Origin of the sequence: Lonsdalea britannica (genome assembly GCF_002111595.1) — a bacterium.
Lineage (GTDB): Bacteria > Pseudomonadota > Gammaproteobacteria > Enterobacterales > Enterobacteriaceae > Lonsdalea > Lonsdalea britannica.
Genome location: NZ_LUTN01000028.1, coordinates 1 through 25,071, shown reverse-complemented (window position 1 = coordinate 25,071; position 25,071 = coordinate 1). Strand labels below are relative to the sequence as shown.

The following is a 25,071-nucleotide window of genomic DNA, read 5'->3' as shown; positions in this document are numbered from 1 at the left end:
CCCCCTAATTAGATCTTTTTTATCGTTAGCTGTTTTTTTCATCTTTCCGTTGAGATCTTACGCATCCGCGGCTATTTTCTGACTCAAATTCGGCTTATTGAAAGATCCGCGCGTCATTTATGAGGTAATCAACCATGTCGAAGATCCTTCGCCCCTTTAAAAACCTCACCCCCACGGTAGGCGAAAGAGTCATGATCGATCCCTCCAGCGTCGTGATCGGTGCTGTTTCTCTAGCGAACGATGTCAGCGTATGGCCTTTGGTCGTCATTCGTGGGGACGTCAACACGATCCTTATTGGCGCTCGAACCAATATTCAGGACGGCAGTGTTTTGCACGTCACCCATCGGTCCGCCCACAACAAAAGCGGCAATCCCCTATTGATAGGGGAGGACGTCACCGTCGGCCACAAAGTCATGCTGCATGGTTGTACGATCGGACATCGAGTTCTGGTGGGAATGGGATCCATTATTTTGGATCGTGCGGTGATCGAGGATGACGTAATGATCGGCGCGGGTAGTTTAGTGGCGCCGGGCAAACGGCTGGAAAGCGGTTATCTTTATTTAGGGAGTCCGGCCAGAAAGGTACGACCGCTAACTACTGAGGAAATTGCTGGGCTACTTCATTCCGCCAGCAACTATGTGCGCTGGAAAGATGAATACCTTAACGGCTAAATAACAAATCGGCCGTCGGCATCTTCAACGTCATCCACGATCAGACACTCAAACTCTTCTTCTAAATCCCAGCGATTCGAGATGAACAACGATAGCCACTGTTCACCATCCGCTCCGCCAAACCGTTGCTGGATGGATTCCGCACGCAGAACACATTCACGCAGAAATCCATTGATCTGTACGGGGAAGCGGATGGCCTGAATGTCCTCGTCCCACTCTTCACGATCGGGAAATTGAATAGACTGATTCACTGCTCAAGTTCTCGCTGCATTTGTTGAATCACAGCAGCGGCGTCTGGCAGGACCCCATGCCACAATTCATAAGCATGCGCCGCCTGCCACACTAACATGCCCAAGCCGTCTGCAAACTTTTCCACGCCCAATCCGGTACACCATTCAAGGAAAGGAGTCAGGCCAGATGCATAAAACATGTCGTAGCAACGAACCTCGCGGCTCACGAGCGACTCAGGCAATGCAGGTATATCGCCGGTGATGCCTGACGATGTAGCGTTGACGATAAGGTCGAACCTCTCATCGCTCAATCCATTCAAGACGACCGCCCGGATACTTCCCATATATCGAAAGTGTTCCACCAGCGCTTCAGCTCGACTCTGCGTGCGGTTCGTTACTGTGACCTCGCAGCCGTAGGTCAAGAGAGGCTGAATAACGCCTCTGGCCGCCCCGCCTGCGCCAATCAACAACACACGGAAACCTGGCTGGATTAAGTTGTTCTGCTTTAAATCACTCAACAGGCCAATGCCGTCAGTGTTATCGCCATACAACGTGCCATCATTCATTTTCTTGATGGTATTCACAGCGCCCGCCGCTTTCGCACGCTCACTCAGAGCATCCATAACGACACAGGCCCGCTCTTTGAACGGCGTCGTCACATTGGCGCCAGCGCCGTTCTGGAAAAAGGCTTGAAGCGTCTGCTCAAACTGTTCAACTGGAGCCAAAACCCGGTCATACGACAGTACAATCTCAGTCTGGTCAGCAAACAGGGTGTGGATCTGCGGAGATTTGCTGTGCGCGATAGGGTTACCAAACACTGCGAAGGTTTTGACTTCAGATGACATGACTCATTTCCTTTTAGCCCGGACGGACCATGGAGCCCGTTAGGGCATCGCGAATCTCTGATGGATTTTGACGCCCACCAATCACACCTTCCAACACAGGAAAGTCTTTCCCAAACTGCTCAAACACTTCGTTTGCTGTACGGCATGGCGGCTTGCCACTCAGATTTGCGCTAGTGGAAACCACTGGTTTACCAAACCGACGGCAAAGCTCAATAACTAGAGGGTGATCGCTGACTCGCACCGCCAGCGTTGTAAATTCTCCGGTCAGCCATTGAGGCGTGCCAGGTTTCGTCGGCATAACCCAAGTCACGGGTCCCGGCCAAGAGGAAAAGACCGTGTTTAGCTGCACCTCAGAGAGAGCGGAAACATCTACATAAGGTTCCAACTGTTGAAAGTCTGCAGCAATCAGGATCAACCCCTTCTGCCATGGGCGACGCTTAAGATCGAGCAGCCGCTGAACGGCGATCTCGCTATCCGGATCGCACCCCAGACCGAAGACAGCTTCGGTCGGATACGCGATCACTTGCTGATTCTCTAGTTTTTTCAACAGAGGAGGCCACTGCTCGAGGGAGATATTGTTATTCATCGCTATCAGATGTCTCGGTGGATACTGGTTTGCCACATGACTTGCTGGCGCAAAACCGCTTTGCGCCGCGCGCCGTTTTCTTTTCGATTAACAGGGGATAGTGACAAAGTTCACATTCACCTGCTACCGGCTGATAATTGATGGCAAAACGGCATTCGGGATAGCGGTCACATGAATGGAACGTTTTTCCATAACGTGACTTACGTTGCAGTAACTTTCCCTGCTGACACTGGGGACAGGTCAGCGCAGTTTCATCAGGTCTGTCGATCGTTTCTGTATGACCGCATTCGGGGTAGTGAGAGCACCCGATAAACATGCCATAGCGTCCTTGCCGCAATACCAGCGTTGACTGGCATTCAGGGCAAAGCTGACCCGTGAGTTCTTTAACAACGTGGCCATCCGCTTGCGCCTTGAGCGGGCGGATGTATTCACATTCGGGATAGTGGGAACAGCCCAGAAAAGGGCCATGTCGCCCGGAACGGATAACCAAATCAGCACCGCATTCCGGACACTGCTGTTTTTTCTCAGCGAAAAGTGTCGGCTTAACCATTGTTTCCCCGTGAGTGGGGCTTACTGCACATAACCTTCGTTGGCTTCAAAAAGTAAATCTTCCATTTGCTGATAGGCATTTTCACAGCCGGGCACATTAAATAGCACCATCAGAATAACCCATTTGAGGTCATCCAAATCGAACTCTTGGGTTTCAAGCGCCATCACCCGATCAATTACCATCTCACGGGTTTCCAGGCTCAACACCTGAATTTGTTCGAGAAACAGAAGAAAACCGCGACAGTCGACGTCCAATCGCTGATCTTCTTCCGGCGTATAAATACGTAATGCCAGAGGATCGCTTGCCAATGCCAATGGAGGCGTTTGCCCCTCTTGGATATCCGCTAATTTTTCTAACCAATCCAACGCGCTATAAATATCATTGCGATCAAAACCAGCGCGAGTGAGGTCATCAGTCAACGTATCTTGATCGACACGCATTTCAGTTTCATTGTGAATATAAGTTTCAAACAAGTACATGAGTACGTCGAACATGGCTTGCCCTCCTTAATCGGACATAGCCGCCGGGTACAGCTGCGATCCATCCTGCTAACTCCAGGTCCAGTAATTTACTGACTACCTCTGGCACAGGTTGGCCGGCACGTTCAGCGACAACGTCAACAGGTGTAACCTCATCTCCTACGTTAGCCAACACATCAGCAAATGGCAATTCAACTTCGCGCTCCTGAGAACAAATAATTGCCTTATCTCCGTCTGTCGACCCTGTAAGCCAATGAAGATCGCTCCCAAGCTGCTCAATGATGTCTTTCGGATGGGTTACCAGGTACGCCCCTTGCTGAATCAACCAGTGCGTCCCTTCCGTCATCGCATTACCAATTGGCCCCGGCAGAGCAAAGACCTCCCTATTCTGTTCAAGGGCATAACGCGCCGTAACCAGAGACCCGCTACGACGAGATGCTTCGACCACCAGCACGCCTTGGCTCAACCCGCTGATAATTCGGTTTCTGCGCGGAAAATTAATAGGCAGCGGCCTGGTATCCAGCTCGAACTCAGAAACTAGCGCTCCGCCCTGCTCGATAATGCGCTCTGCGAGAGGCAGATGACGGCGTGGATACCGGTGATTCAACCCGCTTCCCAGAACGGCAATCGTTTTTCCCCGCGTATCCAACGCCGCCTGATGAGCGATGCCGTCAATGCCAATCGCGAGTCCGCTGGTGATGGTCAACTGACTCAGACTAAACTCCTGAGCGAAGAACCTCCCCCACTGTTCCCCATACGTACTATGGTTCCGACTACCAACCATCGCTATTTGAGGTGAACCCAACAGCTTGATATCACCGATGACGTACAGCATGGGCGGCGGTGAGCTGATATTACCAAGCAGAAAGGGATATTCGCTCGTGCCAAAGAACACGAGCGAGTGAGAAGGATGTTCCAACCAGCCCAAGACAGCTGCCACCTTCGCAGGCTCGTAATCATAGAACTGCTGCACCTGTGATTCCGACAACCCTAAATGCTGTAGAAATGCGGATGAAATGCCATCGGCCTGCATTAGTTGACTGACCAGCAGCGCGATTTTCCTTGCCCCCAATCGACTTACCGACGCCAGGCGCAACCATACTTCCGTCTCCGTCATTTTCCGCTCCGCATCCCGCAGTGCTAATAATGTCGGATACTGTCAATCAGAACAGGAAATGTCTAGAATAGAGACCAGAACTCTCTCATCACTCGGATACAGATCTAAAAATATATGTCAGTCTTGCAGGTATTACATTTCCCGGACGAGCGGCTTCGCACAATCGCAAAGCCCGTCAAAGAAGTTGATGCAGAAATTCAACGTATCGTGGACGATATGTTCGACACGATGTACGAAGAAGAAGGCATTGGCTTGGCCGCGACACAGGTTGATATCCACCAGCGCATCATCGTGATCGACGTTTCAGAAGAACGTAACGAACGTCTGGTGCTGATCAACCCGGAACTGCTTGAAAAAAGCGGAGATACGGGCATTGAAGAAGGCTGCCTGTCCATTCCTGAAACCCGCGCACTGGTTTCACGGGCGGAACGTATCAAAATTCGTGCTCTAAACCGTGACGGAGAGTCATTCGAGCTCGAAACCGATGGACTGCTGGCCATTTGTATTCAACATGAGATGGACCATCTTGTTGGCAAGCTGTTCATTGATTATCTGTCCACATTAAAACGTCAACGCATCCGGCAGAAGCTGGAAAAACTGGCCAGACAAAGCAGTCGCGCATAACCATCAATCAGGCGGAAACCACGTGTCTTTAAGGATTATTTTTGCAGGAACCCCTGATTTCGCAGCGCAGCACCTCGAGGCGCTGCTTTCCTCTCAACATGAGGTCATCGGCGTATTTACTCAGCCAGACCGTCCTGCAGGGCGAGGAAACAAACTCACTCCGAGCCCGGTAAAAGTTTTGGCGGAACAGCATGCCATTCCGGTGAGACAGCCTAAATCGCTGCGTCCGGCAGAGCATCAGCAGCTTGTGGCCGAATTTGAAGCCGACGTGATGGTGGTTGTGGCTTATGGTTTAATCCTGCCGCAAGCAGTGCTGGATATGCCGCGGTTGGGCTGCATAAACGTCCATGGTTCTTTATTGCCGCGCTGGCGTGGAGCCGCGCCTATTCAGCGCGCGCTGTGGGCAGGCGACAGCCACACGGGCGTCACCATTATGCAAATGGATGCCGGACTCGATACCGGAGCGATGCTGAAAAAGGTGGAATGTCAGATTCTGCCAGAGGATACCAGCGCCACACTCTATGCAAAGTTGGCTGAGTTAGGGCCACAGGGGCTGCTTTCTACGTTGGACAAACTGTCCACATCTGAGTTCCATGCCGAAGTTCAGGATGAAAGCCTGGCAACCTATGCAGAAAAGCTGAGTAAAGAGGAAGCCCGGCTCGACTGGTCACTCTCAGCCGAACAGTTGGAGCGCTGTATTCGAGCATTCAACCCTTGGCCGATCAGTTATTTCACCATCGACGATCTACCGGTAAAAGTGTGGCAGGCCAATGTCATCGCCACTGACAGCGAGGCGGCACCAGGCACGATCGTGCAGGCCGATAAGCACGGCATTCAAGTGGCCACCGCGAACGGGATTATCAATCTCACGCAGCTACAACCGGCGGGCAAAAAACCTATGTCGGCGCAAGACCTGTTAAATTCTCGCCGTGAATGGTTTACCCCAGGAAATCAGCTGTAAATCATCCCCATCGCCTGGTGGCTAATCACCGGGCGATTTATTCCTATAACACCGATCGATATCCGCTTTAGCCTATGAAAAACAATTACAACCTACGCAGCATTGCAGCCAAAGCCATCGGCCAGGTGTTGGATCAGGGTCAGTCTCTCAGCGCGGTCTTGCCCGCTCTGCAAAAGAATGTCTCCGACAAAGATCGCGCGCTGTTGCAAGAGTTGTGCTTCGGCACCTTGCGCGTTCTTCCGCAGTTAGAGTGGTACATCCAGCAACTGATGGCCAAACCCATGGTGGGCAAGCAGCGGACGTTACATTATCTGTTGATGGTCGGGATATACCAGATGCTTTTTACCCGCATTCCGGCACATGCCGCACTGGCGGAAACGGTGAACGGCGCTGTTGCGCTGAAACGTCCTCAGATGAAGGGGCTGATTAATGGCGTCCTACGTCAGTTCCAACGTCAGCAGGATTCACTGGTAGAACAGGCATCGGGTTTGGAAAGTGCTCATTTACACCCCAGCTGGTTGTTAAAGCGCATTCGGGATGCCTATCCCACACAATGGCAAGACATCCTCGACGCCAATAACCAAAAGCCACCGATGTGGCTACGAGTCAACCGACTGCATCATACTCGGGATGAATACCTTCAGCTGCTGTCTGAAGCAGGGTTGAACGCTGTTGCCCATGATGAAAATCCGGATGCAGTTCGTCTGTTGGCACCCAGCGCAGTTACGGCGCTGCCGGGATTTTCCGATGGCTGGGTGACCGTTCAGGATGCATCGGCACAAGGTTGTGTCCGCTGGCTTTCGCCAAAAAACGGCGAATCCATTCTGGACTTGTGCGCCGCGCCAGGTGGTAAAACTACACATATACTTGAAGCTGCGCCAGCGGCTCAGGTGATGGCGGTCGATGTCGACACAAAACGACTTGAACGTGTGACAGAGAACCTTGAACGACTGCGTCTCAAAGCAACAGTACGTCAGGGAGATGGACGCCAGCCTGCCGACTGGTGTGAGGGCCAAACGTTTGATCGCATTCTTCTCGATGCGCCCTGTTCAGCAACTGGGGTTATTCGTCGTCATCAGGATATAAAATGGCTGCGCCGCGATAGCGATATTCAAGAGCTGTCCACGCTGCAATCAGAGATACTCGATGCTATCTGGCCACACCTGAAATCTGGCGGGACGCTAGTCTATGCGACGTGTTCAATATTACCTGAAGAGAACCAACAGCAAATAACGGCATTCCTGACGCGTCATACCGATGCCACGCTAACGGGTACCGGCGATCTCGAACGACCAGGTATTCAATGTATCCCCACCCCTGAAGGTGGCGATGGTTTCTTCTATGCGAAGCTGACCAAAGACTGACGCGATTTCTTATCATTGTCTCAATCCGGGTCAACACATTACACGGCAAAAAAGCGATGAAAATTATTATTCTTGGTGCAGGACAAGTAGGCGGAACGCTGGCGGAAAACTTGTCGGGTGAGAACAACGATATTACGGTTGTCGACACCGATATGACGCGTCTGCGTCAGCTGCAGGATAAATTCGACCTGCGCGTAGTGACTGGATACGCTTCTCATCCCCGAATTTTGCGTGAAGCGGGCGCGGAAGATGCCGATATGCTGGTAGCCGTGACCAGCTCTGATGAAACCAATATGGTGGCATGTCAGGTAGCCTATTCGCTATTTCATACGCCCAATCGTATTGCCCGTATTCGCTCTGCCGACTATATCCGAGAATCAGAGCAGCTTTTTCAGTCCGACGCCGTACCTATCGATCATCTGATCTCTCCCGAACAGCTCGTGATTGACAATATTTACAAGCTTATCGAATACCCCGGTGCGCTTCAGGTCGTGAACTTTGCCGAAGGGAAAGTCAGCATCGCGGCTGTCAACGCCTACTACGGCGGGCCTTTAGTGGGAAGCGCCATCTCATCAATGCGCGAACATATTCCTCATATCGATACGCAGGTCGCAGCCATTTTCCGCCATGACAGACCTATCAGCCACAAGCCTCCACGGTTATCGAAGCAGGTGACGAAGTCTTTTTTGTCGCCGCTTCACAGCACATTCGCGCGGTAATGAGCGAATTGCAGCGGCTGGAAAAACCCTACAAACGCATCATGATCGTAGGGGGAGGTAATGTCGGTGCGGGTTTGGCGCTCAAGTTGGAAAAAGACTACAGCGTCAAACTTATTGAAAAGAATGAGCAAAGGGCCGCAGAGCTGGCTGAGCTTCTGCAAAATACCATTGTCTTCCACGGCGATGCTTCCGACCAGGAACTGTTGGCGCAAGAGCATGTAGAACAGATGGATGTGTTCATCGCCATCACCAATGATGACGAAGCGAACATCATGTCATCAATGCTCGCCAAACGGCTGGGGGCCAAAAAAGCAATGGTGCTGATCCAGCGTCGGGCATATGTCGATCTGGTACAGGGCAGTGCGATTGATGTCGCTATCTCCCCTCAACAGGCAACTATTTCCGCATTGCTTGGACATGTTCGCAAAGCTGATATTGTCAGCGTTTCTTCCTTACGTCGAGGCGCCGCGGAAGCTATCGAGGCGATTGCGCACGGCGACGAAGGGACTTCAAAAGTGGTTGGCCGCACAGTAGAAAACATCAAGCTCCCACCGGGTACGACGATTGGTGCCATAGTGCGAGGCGACAACGTGATTATCGCGACAGGTAAAAGCCAGGTAGAGCAAGGCGATCATGTCATCATGTTCTTAACAGATAAGAAGTACGTTTCTGACGTTGAACGTCTGTTCCAACCGAGCCCCTTCTTCCTGTAAACATTCGCAGGGATAATCTGCAGGTGGCCGTAAATGGAAAATCCTTCAGCTCTTGTTAGAATGATTGAAGTGACTATTTTATTAGGAGAATTACAATGAGTTTCTTTAAAGGGTTTCGCGAGTTCGCGATGCGCGGGAACGTGGTGGATTTAGCCGTCGGTGTCATCATTGGCGCAGCATTTGGCAAGATCGTCTCTTCTCTGGTTTCCGATATCATCATGCCGCCGCTGGGTTTATTAATTGGTGGAATAGATTTCAAACAATTCCATCTGGTGTTACGCGAGGCCCATGACAATATTCCCGCAGTAGTCATGAACTACGGCGTATTCATCCAGAACATTTTTGATTTCATCATCGTCGCTCTCGCAATTTTTGTTGCCATCAATTTAATGAACAAGATGCGTCGCAAAGAGGAAGAGAAACCCGCAGCGCCACCTAAGCCTTCTGCAGAAGAAACGCTATTAACCGAAATTCGTGATCTGCTTAAACTGCAGAACAAATAATCCAGATGTTCGCTGGTCGGAATAGTCAGCCCAAGTTTTGAGAGGAAGGGCTATCGCCTTTTAAAACCAGAAAGCCAGTGGTAAAAAGCGTTTATTTTTACCACTGGCCTCCCAGTTACCCTTCCCTGCATTTTTATGTTTACATTTTCTCTGATAGCTTCCCTTCCCCTTCACTTTTTTCTCTATGCGCTGCCTGAATAACGGGTCATGAAGCAGTGCTTCAATTGCATTGTCGTTTATCTGGCCTTTGGTATGCCTATAGTTAGACATCATTCTCTCCTGACCTAGTGGTTAATTTCATTGTCACTGATAACTGCGCCGCGATTCTAATACCGAACCTCGGTCTCGTGTAGTGCTTTCAAACGATTATTTATCACCCTCGATCCGACCGATTCTGTTACTCATCGCTGTACGATAACTTCCTCTCAAAAACTCAGTATTTACACCTGCTTGTTGCAAACGCAATTCAAGTAATACTAGACGTTTAGAAATCGATTCATAATCAGGATGATCGAGTGCGATCTCTTGCATCATGGCAGACAGGGTAATGGCCTCTTTACGATCCATAAGCTCAGGAGGGAGATAACCTGCGTTTTTGAGCAGATGGTAAACAGTTCGCAGCTCTTCGGGCACAAACGTGGTGTCGTCCAGATGAAGAGGTTCCCCGCTACCGGGCAAATTATCAAATGTGCCCTTTTTTTGAGCTTCTCTGATATGACGTTCAGCCCATTCGTCGATAATGAACATACCGCCTCCGAAAATTGGTTATCAGGATCCCACCATAAACAGAATATGACATAAAACAAATTGCGGAGAGGAGACGACAAAAGATACAGACGAAAAAAAACCGGGTTTCCCCGGTTTTTCATGCCCTGACAGATTACTCTGCAGTAGCAACTTCTTCTGTAGAAGCTGAGCGATCAACGAGCTCGATGTAAGCCATCGGCGCATTGTCACCTGCACGGAAGCCACACTTCAGAATACGAGTGTAACCACCAGCACGGCTCGCGAAACGCGGGCCCAGTTCATTAAACAGTTTTGCCACGATCTCGTTATCACGAGTACGGGCGAATGCCAGACGACGATTAGCAACGCTGTCGGTCTTGGCAAGAGTAATCAGCGGTTCAACAACGCGACGCAGCTCTTTCGCTTTTGGCAGGGTCGTCTTGATGATCTCATGACGAACCAAAGAACCAGCCATGTTACGGAACATAGCCTGACGATGGCTGCTGTTACGGTTCAGTTGACGACCACTCTTACGATGGCGCATGACCTTATCCTTCTCAGTAAAACCTTAACCTGTGATCCGGTTACTCATCAGCAATGCTTGCCGGTGGCCAGTTTTCCAGGCGCATGCCCAGAGACAGACCACGTGAAGCCAGCACGTCTTTAATCTCAGTAAGAGATTTTTTACCCAAGTTAGGCGTTTTAAGTAGCTCAACTTCAGTACGCTGTACCAGATCACCGATGTAGTGGATAGCTTCTGCCTTAAGGCAGTTAGCAGAGCGGACAGTCAATTCCAGATCGTCAACAGGGCGCAGCAGGATCGGATCGAATTCTGGTTTCTCTTCTTTGACTTCCGGCTGACGTACATCACGTAAGTCAACGAAAGCTTCCAGTTGTTCAGCCAGAATGGTAGCCGCACGGCGGATTGCCTCTTCAGGATCAATCGTGCCATTGGTTTCCATTTCGATGACCAGCTTGTCCAAGTCGGTACGCTGTTCAACACGAGCTGCTTCAACATTGTAGGCAATACGCTCTACCGGGCTGTAGCAAGCATCGACTAACAGGCGACCAATCGGGCGCTCATCTTCTTCCGTATGAATACGGGCAGATGCCGGCACATAACCACGTCCACGCTGAACTTTGATGCGCATATTAATAGAGGCGCTTTCATCGGTCAGATGGCAGATTACGTGCTGTGGCTTGACGATTTCGACATCACCGTCGTGGGTGATGTCGGCTGCAGTCACAGGGCCAATGCCAGATTTATTCAGGGTAAGAATAACTTCATCTTTGCCTTGAACTCTCACCGCCAGCCCTTTCAGGTTGAGCAGGATTTCCAGGATATCTTCCTGTACGCCTTCTTTGGTGCTGTACTCATGCAGTACACCATCAATCTCAACCTCGGTCACCGCGCAACCTGGCATGGATGAAAGCAGAATACGGCGCAGTGCGTTACCGAGAGTGTGGCCGAAGCCTCGCTCTAACGGCTCAAGGGTCACCTTGGCGTGCGTCGAACTGACTTGCTCGATATCAACCAGGCGCGGTTTTAGAAACTCTGTCACAGAACCCTGCATTGTGTCCTCTCTTTGGTACTAAGCCTTACTTGGAGTAAAGCTCGACGATCAGGTGTTCATTAATGTCCGCAGACAGATCGGTACGTTCAGGATTACGTTTGAACACACCTTCCATCTTGGCAGCATCAACTTCCAGCCAAGTTGGCTTTTCACGCTGTTCAGCCAGCTCCAGAGCGGCCTTAACACGAGACTGCTTTTTAGCTTTCTCGCGGATGCTGACTACGTCATTCGGAGATACCTGATAAGAAGCGATGTTAACAACGCGACCGTTTACCATGATAGCTTTATGGCTAACCAGCTGGCGTGATTCTGCACGCGTAGCGCCGAAGCCCATACGGTAAACAACGTTGTCCAGACGACCTTCCAGCAACTGCAACAGGTTTGCACCGGTATTGCCTTTCAGACGTGCTGCTTCTTTGTAATAGTTACGGAACTGACGTTCCAGAACACCGTAAGTACGGCGAACTTTTTGTTTTTCACGTAACTGTACACCATAGTCAGACAGGCGCGGTTTACGAGCACCGTGCTGACCAGGAGCTTGTTCAATTTTACACTTGGAATCGATCGCACGAACACCAGACTTAAGGAACAGGTCGGTGCCTTCACGACGGCTCAGCTTGAGCTTAGGACCCAAATATCTTGCCATTTTCTTTCTCCAACAATCCTAAAAGCGGCGTTATACGCGGCGCTTTTTCGGCGGACGACAACCGTTATGAGGGATCGGAGTCACATCAGTAATATTAGTGATGCGGAAACCAGCCGCGTTCAATGCGCGGATAGTAGACTCACGGCCCGGACCAGGTCCTTTAACCATAACTTCCAGATTCTTGATACCGTACTCTTTCACAGCTTCAGCGCAGCGCTCTGCTGCCACCTGAGCGGCGAATGGCGTAGATTTACGAGAACCACGGAAACCGGAACCACCGGCAGTTGCCCAACCCAGCGCATTACCCTGACGATCGGTAATAGTTACGATGGTGTTGTTGAAAGAAGCATGGACATGAGCCACACCGTCAGAGACTTGCTTTCTTACACGCTTACGTGCACGAATAGGTGCCTTTGCCATTATTCAATCACCCCGATTATTTCTTGATCGGTTTGCGCGGACCCTTACGGGTACGGGCGTTGGTCTTGGTACGCTGACCGCGAACCGGCAGACCACGACGATGACGCAAACCACGATAAGTTCCAAGGTCCATAAGACGCTTGATGCTCAGGGTAACTTCACGACGCAGGTCACCTTCAACAACAAACTTGGCAACTTCGTCACGTAGCTTTTCGATTTGCTCTTCAGACAGCTCACTGATCTTAACATTTTCAGCAATACCCGTAGCTGCGCAGATAGCCTGCGAGCGGGTTTTACCGACACCGTAGATCGCCGTTAATGCGATAACGGTATGTTTATGATCAGGAATGTTAATGCCTGCTATACGGGCCACTATGCACTCCTACAATTTTATACGGCAACACCATTCTGAAAAGCCCGTTTTCAGGATACTCAAATAATGTTGCAGTTACATACAAAAGATTGGCTGGCTAATCTAGCCAGCTCAACCCAACTTTGCAAGAAAAATATGTGAGATAAATCAGCCTTGACGCTGTTTATGCTTCGGCTCGGCGCTGCAAATCACACGAACGACACCGTTACGTTTAACGATCTTGCAGTTACGACATAATTTCTTGACGGAAGCACGAACTTTCATTTTTACTCTCCGTAACTTCTCAAGCTTGCCTTGATTAGCGGTTATAGCCTTTCAGGTTTGCTTTCTTCAATGCAGACTCATATTGACCAGACATCAACAAAGTTTGCACTTGAGCCATAAAGTCCATGATCACGACAACAACAATCAACAGAGACGTACCACCGAAGTAGAACGGCACTTTCATTGCATCACGCATGAACTCCGGGATAAGGCAGATAAAAGTAATGTACATCGCACCGACCAAAGTCAGGCGGGTCATCACTTTATCAATATATTTCGCCGTTTGCTCTCCCGGCCGAATTCCTGGCACGAATGCACCGGACTTCTTCAGGTTATCTGCTGTTTCACGCGGGTTGAAAACCAACGCGGTATAAAAGAAACAGAAGAAGATGATTGCAGACGCATAGAGTAGCACATAAAGCGGTTTTCCAGGCTGCAGAAACATCGAAATCGTCGTTAGCCAGTTCCAACCGGTACCGCCCCCAAACCAAGATGCAATCGTAGCAGGGAACAGAATAATACTGGAAGCGAAAATTGCTGGGATAACCCCGGCCATATTCACCTTCAGAGGCAAATGCGTACTCTGTGCTGCATAAACACGACGACCCTGCTGACGCTTCGCATAGTTAACGACGATACGACGTTGACCACGCTCTACAAACACAACAAAGAACGTCACTGCAAACACTAAAACTGCAACCAACAGCAACAGGAGGAAGTGCAGGTCGCCTTGCCGAGCTTGCTCGATGGTATGCGCGATAGCAGGAGGAAGTCCTGCAACGATACCAGCGAAGATTATGATTGAGATACCGTTACCAATACCTCGTTCAGTAATCTGTTCACCAAGCCACATCAGGAACATCGTCCCGGTAACCAGGCTGACAACAGCCGTAAAATAGAAAGCAAAGCCTGGATTAATGACCAGCCCTTGCATTCCAGGCATATTCGGTAAACCGGTAGCAATACCGATAGACTGAAAAATACCTAAGACCAGTGTACCGTAGCGGGTATACTGACTGATTTTACGTCGCCCAGCCTCCCCTTCTTTCTTTATTTCCGCTAACGCTGGATGAACCACCGTCAACAACTGGATAATAATTGATGCCGAAATGTACGGCATAATACCCAGAGCAAAGATAGAAGCACGACTGAGGCACCACCAGAGAACATGTTAAACATTTCAATGATGGTGCCACGCTGTTGCTCGAGCAATTTGGCAAGCACAGTGGCATCAATACCAGGAATGGGAATAAAAGAGCCAATACGGAAAACAATCAACGCACCGATTACAAACAACAGTCTGCGTTTCAGCTCGCCAACCCCGCCTTTAGCACTTTGAAAATCTAATCCTGGTTGCTTAGCCATCTGCTACTTATTCCTCAATTTTACCGCCAGCAGCTTCGATAGCAGCACGAGCACCTTTAGTGACACGCAGACCACGAATCGTTACTGGGCGTGCAACTTCACCAGACAGAATCACTTTCGCAAACTCGATCTGGATGCCAATGACATTTGCGGCTTTCAGCGTATTCAGATCGACAACATCGCCTTCAACACGAGCTAGGTCAGAGAGACGAATCTCAGCTGTTACCATTGCTTTGCGAGAAGTGAAGCCGAACTTCGGCAGACGACGGTACAGAGGCATCTGACCACCTTCAAAACCACGACGTACGCCACCGCCAGAACGAGACTTCTGACCTTTGTGACCACGGCCGCCGGTTTTGCCCAGGCCAGAACCGATACCACGACCTAAACGCTTCGGTGCGTGTTTAGCACCTTCGGCCGGAGACAGAGTATTTAAACGCATCTCTTACTCCTCCACTTTAACCATGTAGGAAACCGCGTTGACCATACCGCGTACAGCAGGCGTGTCTTCACGCTCAACGGTGTGACCAATACGACGCAGACCCAGGCCAAGCAGTGTTGCCTTATGTTTCGGCAGACGACCGATTGCACTACGGGTTTGAGTAATCTTAATAGTCTTTGCCATGGTTAATTACCCCAGAATTTCTTCAACGGATTTACCACGCTTGGCAGCGACCATATCCGGGGACTTCATATTGGCCAAGCCGTCGATAGTTGCACGAACCACGTTAATCGGGTTAGTGGAACCATAGGCTTTAGCCAGTACGTTATGAACCCCTGCGACTTCCAGCACGGCGCGCATTGCACCACCGGCAATAATACCGGTACCTTCGGAAGCTGGCTGCATGAACACGCGAGACCCTGTATGCGCACCTTTAACAGGGTGCTGCAGAGTGCCGTTGTTCAGCGCGACATTCATCATATTGCGACGGGCTTTTTCCATCGCTTTCTGGATTGCTGCCGGAACTTCACGCGCTTTACCGTAACCAAAACCTACGCGACCGTTACCATCACCAACTACAGTCAGAGCTGTGAAGGAGAAAATACGACCGCCTTTAACAGTTTTGGATACGCGATTTACCGCGATCAGCTTTTCCTGCAGTTCGCCAGCTTGTTTCTCGATGTGAGCCATCTTACACCTCTACCTTAGAACTGAAGGCCAGCTTCACGGGCAGCATCTGCCAGTGCCTGGACACGACCATGATATTGGAACCCGGAACGGTCAAAAGAGACATCTTTGATGCCCTTTTCAAGAGCGCGTTCAGCGATGGTTTTACCCACAGCAGCCGCAGCATCTTTGTTACCAGTGGACTTCAGTTGTTCAGCGATAGCTTTTTCTACAGTAGAAGCGGCTACCAAGACTTCAGAACCGTTCGGTGCGATGACCTGCGCATAAATATGACGCGGGGTACGATGTACCACCAGACGTGTCGCACCCAGTTCCTGGAGCTTGCGACGTGCGCGGGTCGCACGACGGATACGAGCTGATTTCTTATCCATAGTGTTACCTTACTTCTTCTTAGCCTCTTTGGTACGCACGACTTCGTCGGCGTAACGGACACCCTTGCCTTTATAAGGCTCAGGACGACGGTAAGCGCGCAGTTCTGCAGCAACCTGACCAATCAGCTGTTTATCAGCGCCTTTCAGCACGATTTCAGTCTGAGTCGGACATTCGGCATTAATGCCTGCAGGCAGTTCGTGATCAACAGGGTGAGAAAAGCCTAAAGCCAAATTCACCACGTTGCCTTTTACGGCGGCACGATAACCTACACCTACCAGCTGCAGCTTCTTAGAGAAGCCTTCGGTAACACCGATAACCATGTTGTTCAACAGTGCACGAGTGGTCCCAGCCTGGGCCCAGCCGTTTGCAACACCTTCGCGCGGAGCGAAAGTCAGTGCATTGTCAGCCTGTTTAACTTCTACGGCATCATGGATCTTACGACTCAGCTCGCCGTTTTTACCCTTAATCGAAATATCCTGACCGTTGAGTTTAACCTCTACGCCGGCAGGAATGACGACGGGTGCTTTTGCAACACGAGACATTCTTTCCTCCCGATTAAGCTACGTAGCAGATAATCTCGCCACCAAGACCAGCCTGGCGAGCTGCACGATCAGTCATAACACCTTTAGAGGTAGAAACAACTGCGATACCTAAACCAGCCATCACTTTTGGCAGCTCATCTTTACGTTTATAGATGCGCAGACCTGGACGGCTAACACGCTGAATGCTCTCTACCACTGCCTTGCCCTGGAAATATTTCAGTTCCAGTTCAAGAGCAGGCTTGGTGTCGCCTTCGATTTTGAAATCTTCGATATAACCTTCTTCCTTCAGCACGTTGGCAATCGCCACTTTCAGCTTGGAGGAAGGCATGGTGACCGCAACTTTGTTCGCGGCTTGACCGTTACGGATACGGGTCAGCATATCCGCGATCGGATCTTGCATGCTCATCTGTCTTTACTCCCGTGATTCAATTGGTGACAATTACCAGCTAGCCTTTTTCAGACCCGGAATTTCACCGCGCATGGCGGCTTCACGGACCTTGATACGGCTCAACCCGAACTTCCGCAGGAAAGCGTGCGGACGACCAGTCTGGCGGCAGCGGTTACGCTGACGAGACGGGCTGGAATCACGCGGCAGAGTCTGCAGCTTCAGAACAGCATTCCAACGGTCTTCGTCGGAAGCATTCACGTCAGAGATGATAGCTTTCAGTTCAACACGTTTTGCGAAGAATTTGTCAGCTAGTTTCACGCGTTTGACTTCGCGTGCTTTCATGGATTGCTTAGCCATTAGTAACCCTACCTTACTTGCGGAACGGGAAGTTAAAGGCAGCCAGCAGAGCACGGCCTTCATCATCGGTTTTCGCAGTAGTGGTAATGGTAATATCCAAACCACGAACGCGATCGACTTTGTCATAGTCGATTTCCGGGAAGATGATCTGCTCACGCACACCCATGCTGTAGTTACCACGACCATCGAATGACTTGGCGGACAGGCCACGGAAGTCACGGATACGCGGTACAGCAATGGTGATCAGACGCTCAAGAAACTCCCACATGCGTTCGCCACGCAGAGTTACTTTACAGCCGATCGGATAGCCCTGACGGATTTTGAAGCCTGCAACTGATTTGCGTGCTTTGGTGATCAGCGGTTTTTGACCGGAGATTGCTGTCAGATCTGCTGCTGCATTATCCAGCAGTTTCTTGTCAGCGATCGCTTCACCAACACCCATGTTCAGGGTGATCTTCTCGACCCGAGGGACTTGCATGACAGAATTGTAGTTAAACTCAGTCATGAGTTTTTTAACTACTTCGTCTTTGTAGTAATCATGCAGTTTCGCCATCGTACTACTCCAAATTACTTGATAGTTTCGCTGTTAGATTTAAAGAAACGGACTTTTTTTCCGTCTTCGAATCTAAAGCCTACACGGTCAGCCTTACCAGTTGCCGCATTGAAGATCGCAACGTTGGAAACCTGAATTGCAGCTTCTTTTTCAACGATGCCACCCGGTTGGTTCAGGGCCGGAACCGGCTTCTGATGTTTCTTAACCAGGTTGATACCTTCAACAACAATCTTGCTGGAAGACAGAACATTTTTTACTTTACCGCGCTTACCTTTATCTTTGCCGGTTAGCACGATAACTTCGTCATCGCGACGGATTTTCGCTGCCATGGTTTCGCTCCTTACAGTACTTCTGGTGCCAGAGAGATAATTTTCATGAACTTTTCAGAACGCAGTTCACGAGTCACCGGCCCAAAAATACGCGTACCGATGGGCTGTTCGCTGTTATTGTTCAAAATAACGCAAGCATTTCCATCAAAGCGAACGACAGAACCGTCAGGGCGACGAACACCCTTCTTGGTGCGCACCACTACCGCCTTCAGCACATCGCCTTTCTTCACCTTACCACGAGGAATTGCTTCCTTGATGGTGATCTTGATGATGTCGCCGACGCCTGCGTAGCGACGGTGCGAGCCACCTAGAACCTTGATACACATTACGCGACGCGCGCCGGAGTTGTCGGCCACGTTCAGCATAGTCTGTTCTTGGATCATGTTAGTGCTCCGCTAATGTCAACTACTACTTTATAGGACCCAGAATAGGCCGTTAAAAAAGCCCCATAAATGAGGGCGCAGCATTATAACACTGCTTCCTGACTATGGGTAGAAAAAATAAACGGCTCAAAGAATTGAGCCGTTTATCGTTTTAGAGAACGCTCACTGTATTACAGAATCGCTTTCTCTACAACGCGAACCAACGTCCAAGATTTAGTTTTGGACAGCGGACGGCATTCGCGGATTTCCACCACGTCGCCGATTCCACATTCGTTGTTCTCGTCATGTACGTGCAGCTTAGTCGTACGTTTAATGAATTTCCCGTAAATCGGGTGCTTCACGAAACGTTCGATAGCAACAACAGCAGATTTCTGCATTTTGTCACTAACAACACGACCCTGCAGAGTACGGATTTTATCGGTCATTTTACGCACCCGCCTTTTCAGTCAGTAAAGTCTTAACGCGTGCGACATTACGACGCACTTGCTTTAACAGGTGAGTTTGTTGCAGCTGACCACTGGCCGCCTGCATACGCAGATTGAATTGTTCGCGCAGCAGTTCAAGCAGTTCAGTATTCAGCTCTTCAACGCTCTTTTCACGCAGCTCTTTTGCTTTCATTACATCACCGTCTTAGTTACAAAGGTGGTTTTGATCGGCAGTTTCGCTGCTGCCAGTTGGAATGCCTCACGGGCTAACTCTTCCGGCACACCGTCCATTTCGTACAGGACTTTACCTGGCTGAATCAAGGCAACCCAATACTCAACGTTACCTTTACCTTTACCCATACGCACTTCCAGCGGTTTCTCGGTGATCGGTTTGTCCGGGAATACACGGATCCAGATCTTACCTTGACGCTTTACAGCACGAGTCATGGCACGACGCGCGGCTTCGATTTGACGAGCGGTCAGGCGACCACGGCCAACAGCTTTCAGACCGAAAGTGCCGAAGCTCACATCCGTACCGGCAGCCAGACCACGGTTGCGGCCCTTGTGCACCTTACGGAATTTTGTACGCTTTGGTTGTAACATCAGCGACTCTCCTTACTTGCGGCCTTTACGCTGCTGCTTTTTAGGTTGAGCAGACGGTTTTTCTGCTTGCTCAACGGCAGCCATACCACCCAGGATCTCACCTTTGAAGATCCACACTTTCACACCGATGACACCGTAAGTGGTGTGCGCTTCGGAGGTGTTGTAATCGATATCCGCACGCAGTGTGTGCAACGGAACTCGACCTTCGCGGTACCATTCGGTACGTGCGATTTCGGCGCCGCCAAGACGGCCGCTTACTTCAACTTTGATCCCTTTAGCGCCCAGACGCATGGCATTCTGTACGGCACGCTTCATAGCACGACGGAACATAACACGACGTTCCAGCTGAGAAGTGATGCTGTCAGCAACCAGTTTTGCGTCCAGTTCAGGCTTACGAACTTCAGCGATGTTGATCTGCGCAGGAACGCCAGCGATTTCCGCGACGACTTTACGCAGTTTTTCTACGTCTTCACCTTTCTTACCGATAACGATACCCGGACGAGCGGTGTGAATAGTCACACGAATGCTCTTAGCCGGACGTTCGATAACGATACGGGAAACGGAGGCTTTCTCCAGTTCCTTAGTCAGGTATTTGCGAACTTTAAAATCGCTGTCCAGGTTGTCAGCGAATTCTTTGGTATTTGCGTACCAGGTAGAGTTCCAAGGTTTGACAATACCCAGTCGAATACCATTAGGATGTACTTTCTGACCCATTGCTAGTCTCCAGAGTCTCAGCGATCGGACACAACCACAGTGATGTGGCTGGTACGCTTCAGGATGCGATCCGCACGACCTTTGGCACGCGGCATAATGCGCTTCATGCTCGGGCCTTCGTCAACGAAGATTTTCGCAACTTTCAGATCATCAATGTCAGCGCCATCGTTGTGTTCTGCGTTAGCAATAGCAGACTCCAGTACTTTTTTAACCAGACCAGCAGCTTTCTTGTTGGTGTAGGTCAGAATTTCCAGAGCTTGCGACACTTTCTTACCGCGAATCAGGTCCGCCACCAGGCGTACCTTTTGAGCAGAAGAACGAGCGTGGCGATGTTTAGCGATAGTTTCCATCTCTTCCTCCTACCTTAGCGCTTTTTAGCCTTTTTATCGGCCGCGTGGCCGCGATAAGTACGGGTCGGTGCGAACTCACCCAGCTTGTGACCGACCATCTCATCAGAGATGAATACCGGAACGTGCTGACGACCATTATGGACAGCGATGGTCAAACCGATCATGTTTGGAAAGATCGTTGAACGACGGGACCAAGTGCGCAAAGGCTTCTTGTCTCCGCTTTCCACCGCTTTCTCTACCTTCTTCAGCAAGTGCAGGTCTATAAATGGACCTTTCTTGAGAGAACGTGGCATGGTTTATCCTCTAAAATTATTTGCTACGGCGACGTACGATAAATTTATCAGTACGCTTGTTGCTGCGGGTCTTCTTACCTTTGGTCTGGATGCCCCACGGGGATACCGGGTGCTTACCAAAGTTACGACCTTCACCACCACCGTGCGGGTGGTCGACCGGGTTCATTGCCGTACCGCGAACGGTAGGACGAACACCACGCCAGCGAGCAGCACCAGCTTTACCCAGAACGCGCAGCATGTGCTCAGCGTTACCGACTTCACCCAGTGTTGCGCGGCAGTCAGCTTCAACTTTACGCATTTCACCAGAGCGCAGACGCAGGGTGACGTAAGAACCGTCGCGGGCAACGATCTGAACGTAGGCACCGGCTGAGCGAGCCAGCTGGCCGCCTTTACCTGGTTTCATTTCTACGTTATGAACCGTTGAACCCACCGGGATGTTACGCATAGGCAGGGTGTTACCCGGCTTGATTGCAGCATCAACACCAGACTGAATCTGATCACCGGCTTTCAGGCCTTTAGGTGCCAGGATGTAACGGCGTTCGCCATCTTTGTACAGAACCAGCGCGATGTTCGCGGAACGGTTCGGATCGTACTCCAGACGCTCAACTACAGCAGGGATACCGTCTTTGTTGCGTTTAAAGTCAACAATACGGTACTGCTGTTTGTGACCACCACCGATGTGACGGGTAGTGATGCGGCCATTGTTGTTACGGCCACCGCTTTTGCTGTTTTTTTCCAGCAACGGGGCATACGGCTTGCCCTTGTGCAGCTCAGGGTTAACCACTTTAACAACGTGGCGACGACCCGGAGATGTCGGTTTACATTTAACAATTGCCATTGTTCTTTACTCCTCCGACTTACTCTGCGCCGCCGATGAAGTCCAGATTCTGGCCTTCTTTCAGGGTGACGTAAGCTTTTTTCCAGTCGCTACGACGACCGATACGCTGTCCATGACGTTTCACTTTCCCTTTAACAACCAGGGTGCGAACGACATTGACTTCGACTTCAAACAGTTTCTGCACTGCTGCTTTGATTTCTGCTTTAGTCGCGTCTTTTGCAACTTTGAGAACGATGGTGTTGGTTTTTTCCATCGCAGTAGACGCTTTTTCAGAAACGTGCGGCGCGCGCAGTACTTTCAGCAGACGTTCTTCACGAATCATGCCAGCATCTCCTCAACTTGCTTAACAGCGTCAGCAGTCATGACCACTTTGTCGAAGGCGATCAGGCTAACTGGGTCGATACCTGCTACATCGCGTACGTCAACCTTGTACAGGTTACGTGCGGCCAGGAACAGATTCTCATCCAGTTCACCGGTGATGATCAGCACGTCTTCCAGAGCCAGCTCTTTCAGTTTCTGAGCCAACAGCTTGGTTTTCGGTGCTTCAACAGAGAACTTCTCGACAACGATCAGACGATCTTGACGTACCAGTTCGGACAGGATGCTTTTCAGCGCGCCGCGGTACATCTTTTTGTTAACTTTCTGACTGTGGTCCTGAGGCTTGGCAGCAAAGGTCACGCCACCTGAACGCCAGATCGGGCTCTTTACAGAACCTGAACGCGCACGGCCGGTACCTTTCTGGCGCCACGGTTTTTTACCGGAACCAGTTACTTCAGCACGGGTCTTCTGAGCACGAGTACCTTGACGGGCACCTGCTGCATAAGCAACAACAACCTGGTGTACCAGCGCTTCGTTGAAATCACGACCGAAGGTAGTTTCGGAAACAGTCAGCGCGCTTTGCGCGTCTTTCAATACTAATTCCATTGCTATCCCCTTACGCCTTCACAGCTGGTTTAACGATCAGGTCGCTACCGGTAGCACCGGGAACTGCACCTTTAACCAGCAGCAGGTTGCGCTCAGCGTCAACACGTACCACGTCCAAGCTCTGAACAGTTACGCGTTCATTACCCATCTGACCAGCCATTTTCTTGCCTTTAAACACTTTGCCCGGAGTCTGGTTCTGACCGATAGAACCCGGAACGCGGTGAGACAAGGAGTTACCGTGGGTGGCATCCTGAGTACGGAAGTTCCAGCGCTTAACAGTACCGGCAAAACCTTTACCTTTGGATGTACCAGTCACGTCAACTTTTTTCACGTCAGCGAAAATTTCAACGCTGATGTTCTGACCGATGGTGAATTCTTCACCTTCAGCCAGGCGGAATTCGCGCAGTGTACGACCTGCTTCAACGCCCGCTTTAGCGAAGTGACCTGCTTCAGGTTTAGTGACACGGCTTGCTTTTTTAGCACCGGTAGTCACCTGGACAGCAGAATAACCGTCGTTCTCCAGGCTTTTGACCTGAGTTACACGGTTTGCTTCAATTTCAATTACGGTTACAGGGATAGAAACGCCTTCTTCAGTGAAGATGCGGGTCATACCCACTTTTTTACCGACTAAACCAATCATTGTTTCAACCTCTCAATCGCTCAATGACCTGATTAACCCAGGCTGATCTGCACGTCTACACCGGCAGCCAGATCCAGACGCATCAGAGCATCAACGGTTTTCTCGGTTGGCTCAACGATGTCAACCAGACGCTTGTGAGTGCGAATTTCATACTGATCGCGCGCATCTTTATTGACGTGCGGGGAGATCAGAACGGTAAAGCGCTCTTTGCGGGTCGGCAGCGGGATCGGACCACGGACTTGAGCGCCAGTGCGCTTAGCAGTCTCGACGATTTCCGCAGTTGATTGATCGATCAGACGATGATCAAACGCTTTCAGGCGGATACGGATTCTTTGGTTCTGCATGAGACCAGAGCTCCAATTATTTATAAACGTAAATAATTACTCCTCACACCCATTTCGATTGATGGGGGAGTGTAATCGTTCAGTACATAACTCCCCTATTGGGAGTATTGTTTGACGGGCTTTGACACCTGTCTCCGAATTCGCAAAGAATCGGGCTTACCATTTCAGGTAAGCCCGCGCATTATACGTAAATCTGTCCAGGAAGCAACCCGGGAGGGAAAATGATTTTTTATTGACCGGCAATTGTACAACGTAGATCTCGAGGCTATTTGTAGGTAGGCAACGAAGTCGGCATCAAGCTTCTTTGAGTTGGGTCTGTAGATAGTTTTGGATCCCTAACCGACCAATTAAATCCAGCTCCGTCTCTAACCAATCTATATGTTCTTCTTCATCAGATAGAATCGTTATCATCAAATCTCGGCTAACATAGTCCCGTACCGAGTCGGCATAACTGATCGCCTCTCGCAGATCGCGCGCACCATCCAGCTCAAGGTTTAGGTCTGAGCGCAATATCTCCTCCACATTTTCCCCGATGTTGAGCTTACCCAAGTCTTGCAGATTAGGTATGCCTTCGAGAAAAAGAATACGTTCGATATAGCGGTCGGCGTGTTTCATTTCATCTATCGACTCATGATATTCGTGATCATTAAGCCGGGTGAAACCCCAATTTTTGAACATACGGGCGTGTAAGAAATACTGGTTGATTGCAACGAGCTCATTGCCTAGCAGCTTGTTTAGATGCGTAATGACTTTTTTATCACCTTTCATGACATGACTCCTCCGCTCCAGTTCCTAAAAGTGTAGAGCCAGCCGTTACAGAGTCAAAAAATATCCATACGAATTATGCCACTTTATATAATTCAGGAAGTCGTTCTTTCTCTTCCTGGAGAATTTCACGAGCGTGCCGTAAACATTTTCCACATTCAGTTCCAATAGGAATTAATTGTTTTAGATGCTGAAGTGATTGGGGGTGATGCTGATGAACTACACGGCGGATCGCTTTATCAGTGATGGCGTTACACAAACAAACATACATTTTTGGTGGCTCATTTTTAACCAGATGCCGAAATTCTAATTGTGAATGATTTTGATTTCAATTCTCATGTTTTCTTCAGCCATAAAAAAAGGCACCGAAGTGCCTTTTTATACGCTTTAAA

At 50.1% G+C, this 25,071-nt stretch carries 42 protein-coding genes and 2 pseudogenes; 6 read left to right on the top strand and 38 right to left on the bottom strand.

The genetic code is table 11. The features are described from left to right. Positions 1–134 precede the first annotated feature (134 nt). Positions 135–671, top strand: a complete 537-nt coding sequence (locus tag AU509_RS17010; RefSeq protein WP_085653268.1) for a gamma carbonic anhydrase family protein — start codon at positions 135–137, stop codon at positions 669–671. Here the strand turns inward: AU509_RS17010 and AU509_RS17005 are convergent. From AU509_RS17005 to dprA, 6 genes are read right to left on the bottom strand one after another with little or no spacing between them, the layout of a single operon-like run. After that, on the bottom strand, positions 668–922 hold the full coding sequence (locus AU509_RS17005; protein ID WP_085653266.1) for a DUF1488 family protein: 255 nt from the start codon (positions 920–922) through the stop codon (positions 668–670). The genes AU509_RS17010 and AU509_RS17005 overlap by 4 nt on opposite strands. Next, complete coding sequence (aroE, locus tag AU509_RS17000) at positions 919–1,746, bottom strand: shikimate dehydrogenase (RefSeq protein WP_085653265.1); 828 nt, start codon at positions 1,744–1,746, stop codon at positions 919–921. The genes AU509_RS17005 and aroE overlap by 4 nt, the downstream gene beginning before the upstream one ends. 13 nt (positions 1,747–1,759) lie before the next feature. Beyond that, a complete protein-coding gene (gene tsaC / locus AU509_RS16995; RefSeq protein ID WP_085653263.1) occupies positions 1,760–2,332 on the bottom strand; it encodes an L-threonylcarbamoyladenylate synthase type 1 TsaC in 573 nt (190 codons plus the stop codon). Continuing rightward, positions 2,325–2,882 carry a DNA topoisomerase family protein gene (locus AU509_RS16990; RefSeq protein WP_085653262.1) on the bottom strand — a complete coding sequence of 186 codons (558 nt, stop codon included), beginning with the start codon at positions 2,880–2,882 and terminating at the stop codon, positions 2,325–2,327. The genes tsaC and AU509_RS16990 overlap by 8 nt, the downstream gene beginning before the upstream one ends. Before the next feature lie 20 nt (positions 2,883–2,902). Beyond that, complete coding sequence (smg, locus tag AU509_RS16985) at positions 2,903–3,376, bottom strand: DUF494 family protein Smg (protein WP_085653260.1); 474 nt, start codon at positions 3,374–3,376, stop codon at positions 2,903–2,905. Then, positions 3,348–4,478, bottom strand: coding sequence for a DNA-protecting protein DprA (dprA, locus tag AU509_RS16980; RefSeq protein ID WP_094118870.1), 1,131 nt, complete (start codon positions 4,476–4,478; stop codon positions 3,348–3,350). Before dprA ends, smg begins: the two co-directional genes overlap by 29 nt. A 114-nt stretch (positions 4,479–4,592) precedes the next feature. Between dprA and def the strand changes: the two genes are divergently transcribed. The 5 genes and pseudogenes from def to mscL all read left to right on the top strand — a co-directional run bounded on the left by def (position 4,593) and on the right by mscL (position 9,362). After that, entirely contained in the window at positions 4,593–5,102 is a 510-nt protein-coding gene (gene def / locus AU509_RS16975; protein WP_094118869.1) for a peptide deformylase, read from the top strand. A gap of 22 nt (positions 5,103–5,124) precedes the next feature. Next, positions 5,125–6,063 (top strand): methionyl-tRNA formyltransferase, encoded by a 939-nt coding sequence (gene fmt, locus AU509_RS16970; RefSeq protein ID WP_094118868.1) that lies wholly within the window; start codon positions 5,125–5,127, stop codon positions 6,061–6,063. Positions 6,064–6,137: 74 nt separating this feature from the next. Beyond that, on the top strand, positions 6,138–7,427 hold the full coding sequence (gene rsmB / locus AU509_RS16965) for a 16S rRNA (cytosine(967)-C(5))-methyltransferase RsmB (RefSeq protein ID WP_094118867.1): 1,290 nt from the start codon (positions 6,138–6,140) through the stop codon (positions 7,425–7,427). 23 nt (positions 7,428–7,450) lie between these two features. Then, positions 7,451–8,859, top strand: a pseudogene (trkA, locus tag AU509_RS16960) (Trk system potassium transporter TrkA). Positions 8,860–8,954: 95 nt separating this feature from the next. Next, a complete protein-coding gene (gene mscL, locus AU509_RS16955; RefSeq protein ID WP_094118866.1) occupies positions 8,955–9,362 on the top strand; it encodes a large-conductance mechanosensitive channel protein MscL in 408 nt (135 codons plus the stop codon). A gap of 60 nt (positions 9,363–9,422) precedes the next feature. On the opposite strand, the gene AU509_RS16950 is transcribed toward mscL, so the two are convergent. The 32 genes and pseudogenes from AU509_RS16950 to bfd form a co-directional block, all read right to left on the bottom strand. Next, positions 9,423–9,632 carry an alternative ribosome-rescue factor A gene (locus AU509_RS16950; protein WP_094118865.1) on the bottom strand — a complete coding sequence of 70 codons (210 nt, stop codon included), beginning with the start codon at positions 9,630–9,632 and terminating at the stop codon, positions 9,423–9,425. Between the two features lie 96 nt (positions 9,633–9,728). Then, positions 9,729–10,109, bottom strand: a complete 381-nt coding sequence (locus AU509_RS16945) for a DnaJ family domain-containing protein (RefSeq protein WP_094118864.1) — start codon at positions 10,107–10,109, stop codon at positions 9,729–9,731. Between the two features lie 133 nt (positions 10,110–10,242). Beyond that, positions 10,243–10,632 (bottom strand): 50S ribosomal protein L17, encoded by a 390-nt coding sequence (gene rplQ, locus AU509_RS16940; protein ID WP_026741360.1) that lies wholly within the window; start codon positions 10,630–10,632, stop codon positions 10,243–10,245. 40 nt (positions 10,633–10,672) lie between these two features. Beyond that, positions 10,673–11,662 (bottom strand): DNA-directed RNA polymerase subunit alpha, encoded by a 990-nt coding sequence (locus AU509_RS16935; protein ID WP_026741359.1) that lies wholly within the window; start codon positions 11,660–11,662, stop codon positions 10,673–10,675. A 25-nt stretch (positions 11,663–11,687) separates the two neighbouring features. Beyond that, positions 11,688–12,308 carry a 30S ribosomal protein S4 gene (rpsD, locus tag AU509_RS16930; RefSeq protein WP_026744173.1) on the bottom strand — a complete coding sequence of 207 codons (621 nt, stop codon included), beginning with the start codon at positions 12,306–12,308 and terminating at the stop codon, positions 11,688–11,690. 30 nt (positions 12,309–12,338) lie between these two features. Beyond that, positions 12,339–12,728, bottom strand: a complete 390-nt coding sequence (gene rpsK / locus AU509_RS16925; protein WP_002438687.1) for a 30S ribosomal protein S11 — start codon at positions 12,726–12,728, stop codon at positions 12,339–12,341. Positions 12,729–12,744: 16 nt separating this feature from the next. After that, positions 12,745–13,101 carry a 30S ribosomal protein S13 gene (gene rpsM / locus AU509_RS16920; RefSeq protein WP_026741357.1) on the bottom strand — a complete coding sequence of 119 codons (357 nt, stop codon included), beginning with the start codon at positions 13,099–13,101 and terminating at the stop codon, positions 12,745–12,747. Between the two features lie 147 nt (positions 13,102–13,248). Next, positions 13,249–13,365, bottom strand: coding sequence for a 50S ribosomal protein L36 (rpmJ, locus tag AU509_RS16915; RefSeq protein WP_002227352.1), 117 nt, complete (start codon positions 13,363–13,365; stop codon positions 13,249–13,251). Positions 13,366–13,399: 34 nt separating this feature from the next. Next, positions 13,400–14,730, bottom strand: a pseudogene (gene secY, locus AU509_RS16910) (preprotein translocase subunit SecY). A 7-nt stretch (positions 14,731–14,737) separates the two neighbouring features. Continuing rightward, positions 14,738–15,172 (bottom strand): 50S ribosomal protein L15, encoded by a 435-nt coding sequence (gene rplO / locus AU509_RS16905; RefSeq protein WP_026741355.1) that lies wholly within the window; start codon positions 15,170–15,172, stop codon positions 14,738–14,740. A 3-nt stretch (positions 15,173–15,175) separates the two neighbouring features. Continuing rightward, positions 15,176–15,355, bottom strand: a complete 180-nt coding sequence (rpmD, locus tag AU509_RS16900; RefSeq protein WP_004846568.1) for a 50S ribosomal protein L30 — start codon at positions 15,353–15,355, stop codon at positions 15,176–15,178. Between the two features lie 6 nt (positions 15,356–15,361). After that, positions 15,362–15,862, bottom strand: coding sequence for a 30S ribosomal protein S5 (gene rpsE / locus AU509_RS16895; protein ID WP_026741354.1), 501 nt, complete (start codon positions 15,860–15,862; stop codon positions 15,362–15,364). A gap of 14 nt (positions 15,863–15,876) precedes the next feature. Next, positions 15,877–16,230 carry a 50S ribosomal protein L18 gene (gene rplR, locus AU509_RS16890; RefSeq protein ID WP_026741353.1) on the bottom strand — a complete coding sequence of 118 codons (354 nt, stop codon included), beginning with the start codon at positions 16,228–16,230 and terminating at the stop codon, positions 15,877–15,879. Positions 16,231–16,239: 9 nt separating this feature from the next. Then, positions 16,240–16,773, bottom strand: a complete 534-nt coding sequence (rplF, locus tag AU509_RS16885; protein WP_085653244.1) for a 50S ribosomal protein L6 — start codon at positions 16,771–16,773, stop codon at positions 16,240–16,242. 13 nt (positions 16,774–16,786) lie between these two features. Then, positions 16,787–17,179, bottom strand: a complete 393-nt coding sequence (gene rpsH, locus AU509_RS16880) for a 30S ribosomal protein S8 (RefSeq protein ID WP_026741351.1) — start codon at positions 17,177–17,179, stop codon at positions 16,787–16,789. Positions 17,180–17,212: 33 nt separating this feature from the next. Continuing rightward, the gene (gene rpsN / locus AU509_RS16875) at positions 17,213–17,518 is read right to left on the bottom strand and encodes a 30S ribosomal protein S14 (RefSeq protein ID WP_026741350.1); all 306 of its coding nucleotides are present in this window, start codon (positions 17,516–17,518) and stop codon (positions 17,213–17,215) included. A 13-nt stretch (positions 17,519–17,531) separates the two neighbouring features. After that, positions 17,532–18,071, bottom strand: coding sequence for a 50S ribosomal protein L5 (rplE, locus tag AU509_RS16870; RefSeq protein WP_026741349.1), 540 nt, complete (start codon positions 18,069–18,071; stop codon positions 17,532–17,534). A gap of 14 nt (positions 18,072–18,085) precedes the next feature. After that, the gene (gene rplX, locus AU509_RS16865; protein ID WP_026741348.1) at positions 18,086–18,400 is read right to left on the bottom strand and encodes a 50S ribosomal protein L24; all 315 of its coding nucleotides are present in this window, start codon (positions 18,398–18,400) and stop codon (positions 18,086–18,088) included. Between the two features lie 11 nt (positions 18,401–18,411). Then, positions 18,412–18,783 (bottom strand): 50S ribosomal protein L14, encoded by a 372-nt coding sequence (rplN, locus tag AU509_RS16860; RefSeq protein WP_026741347.1) that lies wholly within the window; start codon positions 18,781–18,783, stop codon positions 18,412–18,414. 170 nt (positions 18,784–18,953) lie between these two features. Next, positions 18,954–19,208, bottom strand: coding sequence for a 30S ribosomal protein S17 (gene rpsQ, locus AU509_RS16855; RefSeq protein ID WP_012768107.1), 255 nt, complete (start codon positions 19,206–19,208; stop codon positions 18,954–18,956). A 1-nt stretch (position 19,209) separates the two neighbouring features. After that, the gene (gene rpmC / locus AU509_RS16850) at positions 19,210–19,401 is read right to left on the bottom strand and encodes a 50S ribosomal protein L29 (protein ID WP_026741346.1); all 192 of its coding nucleotides are present in this window, start codon (positions 19,399–19,401) and stop codon (positions 19,210–19,212) included. After that, the gene (rplP, locus tag AU509_RS16845; RefSeq protein ID WP_026741345.1) at positions 19,401–19,811 is read right to left on the bottom strand and encodes a 50S ribosomal protein L16; all 411 of its coding nucleotides are present in this window, start codon (positions 19,809–19,811) and stop codon (positions 19,401–19,403) included. Before rplP ends, rpmC begins: the two co-directional genes overlap by 1 nt. A 12-nt stretch (positions 19,812–19,823) precedes the next feature. Next, positions 19,824–20,525 carry a 30S ribosomal protein S3 gene (gene rpsC, locus AU509_RS16840; protein ID WP_026741344.1) on the bottom strand — a complete coding sequence of 234 codons (702 nt, stop codon included), beginning with the start codon at positions 20,523–20,525 and terminating at the stop codon, positions 19,824–19,826. Positions 20,526–20,542: 17 nt separating this feature from the next. Beyond that, positions 20,543–20,875, bottom strand: a complete 333-nt coding sequence (rplV, locus tag AU509_RS16835; protein WP_026741343.1) for a 50S ribosomal protein L22 — start codon at positions 20,873–20,875, stop codon at positions 20,543–20,545. A 14-nt stretch (positions 20,876–20,889) separates the two neighbouring features. Beyond that, entirely contained in the window at positions 20,890–21,168 is a 279-nt protein-coding gene (gene rpsS, locus AU509_RS16830; protein WP_021013347.1) for a 30S ribosomal protein S19, read from the bottom strand. Positions 21,169–21,184: 16 nt separating this feature from the next. Further along, a complete protein-coding gene (rplB, locus tag AU509_RS16825; protein ID WP_026741342.1) occupies positions 21,185–22,006 on the bottom strand; it encodes a 50S ribosomal protein L2 in 822 nt (273 codons plus the stop codon). A 19-nt stretch (positions 22,007–22,025) separates the two neighbouring features. Then, positions 22,026–22,328 (bottom strand): 50S ribosomal protein L23, encoded by a 303-nt coding sequence (gene rplW / locus AU509_RS16820; protein ID WP_085653243.1) that lies wholly within the window; start codon positions 22,326–22,328, stop codon positions 22,026–22,028. Beyond that, positions 22,325–22,930 carry a 50S ribosomal protein L4 gene (gene rplD, locus AU509_RS16815; RefSeq protein ID WP_026741340.1) on the bottom strand — a complete coding sequence of 202 codons (606 nt, stop codon included), beginning with the start codon at positions 22,928–22,930 and terminating at the stop codon, positions 22,325–22,327. The genes rplW and rplD overlap by 4 nt, the downstream gene beginning before the upstream one ends. Positions 22,931–22,940: 10 nt before the next feature. Continuing rightward, positions 22,941–23,570 carry a 50S ribosomal protein L3 gene (rplC, locus tag AU509_RS16810; protein WP_094118863.1) on the bottom strand — a complete coding sequence of 210 codons (630 nt, stop codon included), beginning with the start codon at positions 23,568–23,570 and terminating at the stop codon, positions 22,941–22,943. A gap of 32 nt (positions 23,571–23,602) precedes the next feature. Beyond that, on the bottom strand, positions 23,603–23,914 hold the full coding sequence (gene rpsJ, locus AU509_RS16805; protein WP_001181005.1) for a 30S ribosomal protein S10: 312 nt from the start codon (positions 23,912–23,914) through the stop codon (positions 23,603–23,605). 294 nt (positions 23,915–24,208) lie between these two features. Continuing rightward, positions 24,209–24,682 carry a bacterioferritin gene (bfr, locus tag AU509_RS16800; protein ID WP_085653240.1) on the bottom strand — a complete coding sequence of 158 codons (474 nt, stop codon included), beginning with the start codon at positions 24,680–24,682 and terminating at the stop codon, positions 24,209–24,211. 73 nt (positions 24,683–24,755) lie between these two features. After that, positions 24,756–24,950: a bacterioferritin-associated ferredoxin gene (gene bfd / locus AU509_RS16795; protein ID WP_085653238.1), complete on the bottom strand. Its 195-nt coding sequence runs from the start codon at positions 24,948–24,950 to the stop codon at positions 24,756–24,758. Positions 24,951–25,071 lie beyond the last annotated feature (121 nt).

Bases quoted from the DNA above. Each gene is read 5' to 3' on its own strand.
- rpsK (WP_002438687.1), bottom strand. From the start codon at position 12,728: ATGGCAAAGGCACCTATTCGTGCACGTAAGCGTGTAAGAAAGCAAGTC.
- rplX (WP_026741348.1), bottom strand. From the start codon at position 18,400: ATGGCAGCGAAAATCCGTCGCGATGACGAAGTTATCGTGCTAACCGGC.
- dprA (WP_094118870.1), bottom strand. From the start codon at position 4,478: ATGACGGAGACGGAAGTATGGTTGCGCCTGGCGTCGGTAAGTCGATTG.
- rplO (WP_026741355.1), bottom strand. From the start codon at position 15,172: ATGCGTTTAAATACTCTGTCTCCGGCCGAAGGTGCTAAACACGCACCG.
- rplF (WP_085653244.1), bottom strand. From the start codon at position 16,773: ATGTCTCGTGTTGCAAAAGCACCCGTCGTCATTCCTGCCGGCGTAGAG.
- rplW (WP_085653243.1), bottom strand. From the start codon at position 22,328: ATGATTCGTGAAGAACGTCTGCTGAAAGTACTGCGCGCGCCGCACGTT.
- rplQ (WP_026741360.1), bottom strand. From the start codon at position 10,632: ATGCGCCATCGTAAGAGTGGTCGTCAACTGAACCGTAACAGCAGCCAT.
- rplE (WP_026741349.1), bottom strand. From the start codon at position 18,071: ATGGCGAAACTGCATGATTACTACAAAGACGAAGTAGTTAAAAAACTC.
- aroE (WP_085653265.1), bottom strand. From the start codon at position 1,746: ATGTCATCTGAAGTCAAAACCTTCGCAGTGTTTGGTAACCCTATCGCG.
- rplV (WP_026741343.1), bottom strand. From the start codon at position 20,875: ATGGAAACTATCGCTAAACATCGCCACGCTCGTTCTTCTGCTCAAAAG.
- rsmB (WP_094118867.1), top strand. From the start codon at position 6,138: ATGAAAAACAATTACAACCTACGCAGCATTGCAGCCAAAGCCATCGGC.
- rpsJ (WP_001181005.1), bottom strand. From the start codon at position 23,914: ATGCAGAACCAAAGAATCCGTATCCGCCTGAAAGCGTTTGATCATCGT.
- rpmD (WP_004846568.1), bottom strand. From the start codon at position 15,355: ATGGCAAAGACTATTAAGATTACTCAAACCCGTAGTGCAATCGGTCGT.
- rpsN (WP_026741350.1), bottom strand. From the start codon at position 17,518: ATGGCTAAGCAATCCATGAAAGCACGCGAAGTCAAACGCGTGAAACTA.
- AU509_RS17010 (WP_085653268.1), top strand. From the start codon at position 135: ATGTCGAAGATCCTTCGCCCCTTTAAAAACCTCACCCCCACGGTAGGC.
- rplC (WP_094118863.1), bottom strand. From the start codon at position 23,570: ATGATTGGTTTAGTCGGTAAAAAAGTGGGTATGACCCGCATCTTCACT.
- rplP (WP_026741345.1), bottom strand. From the start codon at position 19,811: ATGTTACAACCAAAGCGTACAAAATTCCGTAAGGTGCACAAGGGCCGC.
- bfd (WP_085653238.1), bottom strand. From the start codon at position 24,950: ATGTATGTTTGTTTGTGTAACGCCATCACTGATAAAGCGATCCGCCGT.
- smg (WP_085653260.1), bottom strand. From the start codon at position 3,376: ATGTTCGACGTACTCATGTACTTGTTTGAAACTTATATTCACAATGAA.
- rpsS (WP_021013347.1), bottom strand. From the start codon at position 21,168: ATGCCACGTTCTCTCAAGAAAGGTCCATTTATAGACCTGCACTTGCTG.
- bfr (WP_085653240.1), bottom strand. From the start codon at position 24,682: ATGAAAGGTGATAAAAAAGTCATTACGCATCTAAACAAGCTGCTAGGC.
- rpsQ (WP_012768107.1), bottom strand. From the start codon at position 19,208: ATGACCGATAAAATCCGTACTCTGCAGGGTCGTGTTGTTAGTGACAAA.
- rplD (WP_026741340.1), bottom strand. From the start codon at position 22,930: ATGGAATTAGTATTGAAAGACGCGCAAAGCGCGCTGACTGTTTCCGAA.
- rplB (WP_026741342.1), bottom strand. From the start codon at position 22,006: ATGGCAATTGTTAAATGTAAACCGACATCTCCGGGTCGTCGCCACGTT.
- rplN (WP_026741347.1), bottom strand. From the start codon at position 18,783: ATGATCCAAGAACAGACTATGCTGAACGTGGCCGACAACTCCGGCGCG.
- rpsD (WP_026744173.1), bottom strand. From the start codon at position 12,308: ATGGCAAGATATTTGGGTCCTAAGCTCAAGCTGAGCCGTCGTGAAGGC.
- tsaC (WP_085653263.1), bottom strand. From the start codon at position 2,332: ATGAATAACAATATCTCCCTCGAGCAGTGGCCTCCTCTGTTGAAAAAA.
- rpsE (WP_026741354.1), bottom strand. From the start codon at position 15,862: ATGGCTCACATCGAGAAACAAGCTGGCGAACTGCAGGAAAAGCTGATC.
- AU509_RS16950 (WP_094118865.1), bottom strand. From the start codon at position 9,632: ATGTCTAACTATAGGCATACCAAAGGCCAGATAAACGACAATGCAATT.
- AU509_RS16990 (WP_085653262.1), bottom strand. From the start codon at position 2,882: ATGGTTAAGCCGACACTTTTCGCTGAGAAAAAACAGCAGTGTCCGGAA.
- rpsH (WP_026741351.1), bottom strand. From the start codon at position 17,179: ATGAGCATGCAAGATCCGATCGCGGATATGCTGACCCGTATCCGTAAC.
- rpmC (WP_026741346.1), bottom strand. From the start codon at position 19,401: ATGAAAGCAAAAGAGCTGCGTGAAAAGAGCGTTGAAGAGCTGAATACT.
- rpmJ (WP_002227352.1), bottom strand. From the start codon at position 13,365: ATGAAAGTTCGTGCTTCCGTCAAGAAATTATGTCGTAACTGCAAGATC.
- mscL (WP_094118866.1), top strand. From the start codon at position 8,955: ATGAGTTTCTTTAAAGGGTTTCGCGAGTTCGCGATGCGCGGGAACGTG.
- AU509_RS16935 (WP_026741359.1), bottom strand. From the start codon at position 11,662: ATGCAGGGTTCTGTGACAGAGTTTCTAAAACCGCGCCTGGTTGATATC.
- def (WP_094118869.1), top strand. From the start codon at position 4,593: ATGTCAGTCTTGCAGGTATTACATTTCCCGGACGAGCGGCTTCGCACA.
- AU509_RS16945 (WP_094118864.1), bottom strand. From the start codon at position 10,109: ATGTTCATTATCGACGAATGGGCTGAACGTCATATCAGAGAAGCTCAA.
- rpsC (WP_026741344.1), bottom strand. From the start codon at position 20,525: ATGGGTCAGAAAGTACATCCTAATGGTATTCGACTGGGTATTGTCAAA.
- rplR (WP_026741353.1), bottom strand. From the start codon at position 16,230: ATGGATAAGAAATCAGCTCGTATCCGTCGTGCGACCCGCGCACGTCGC.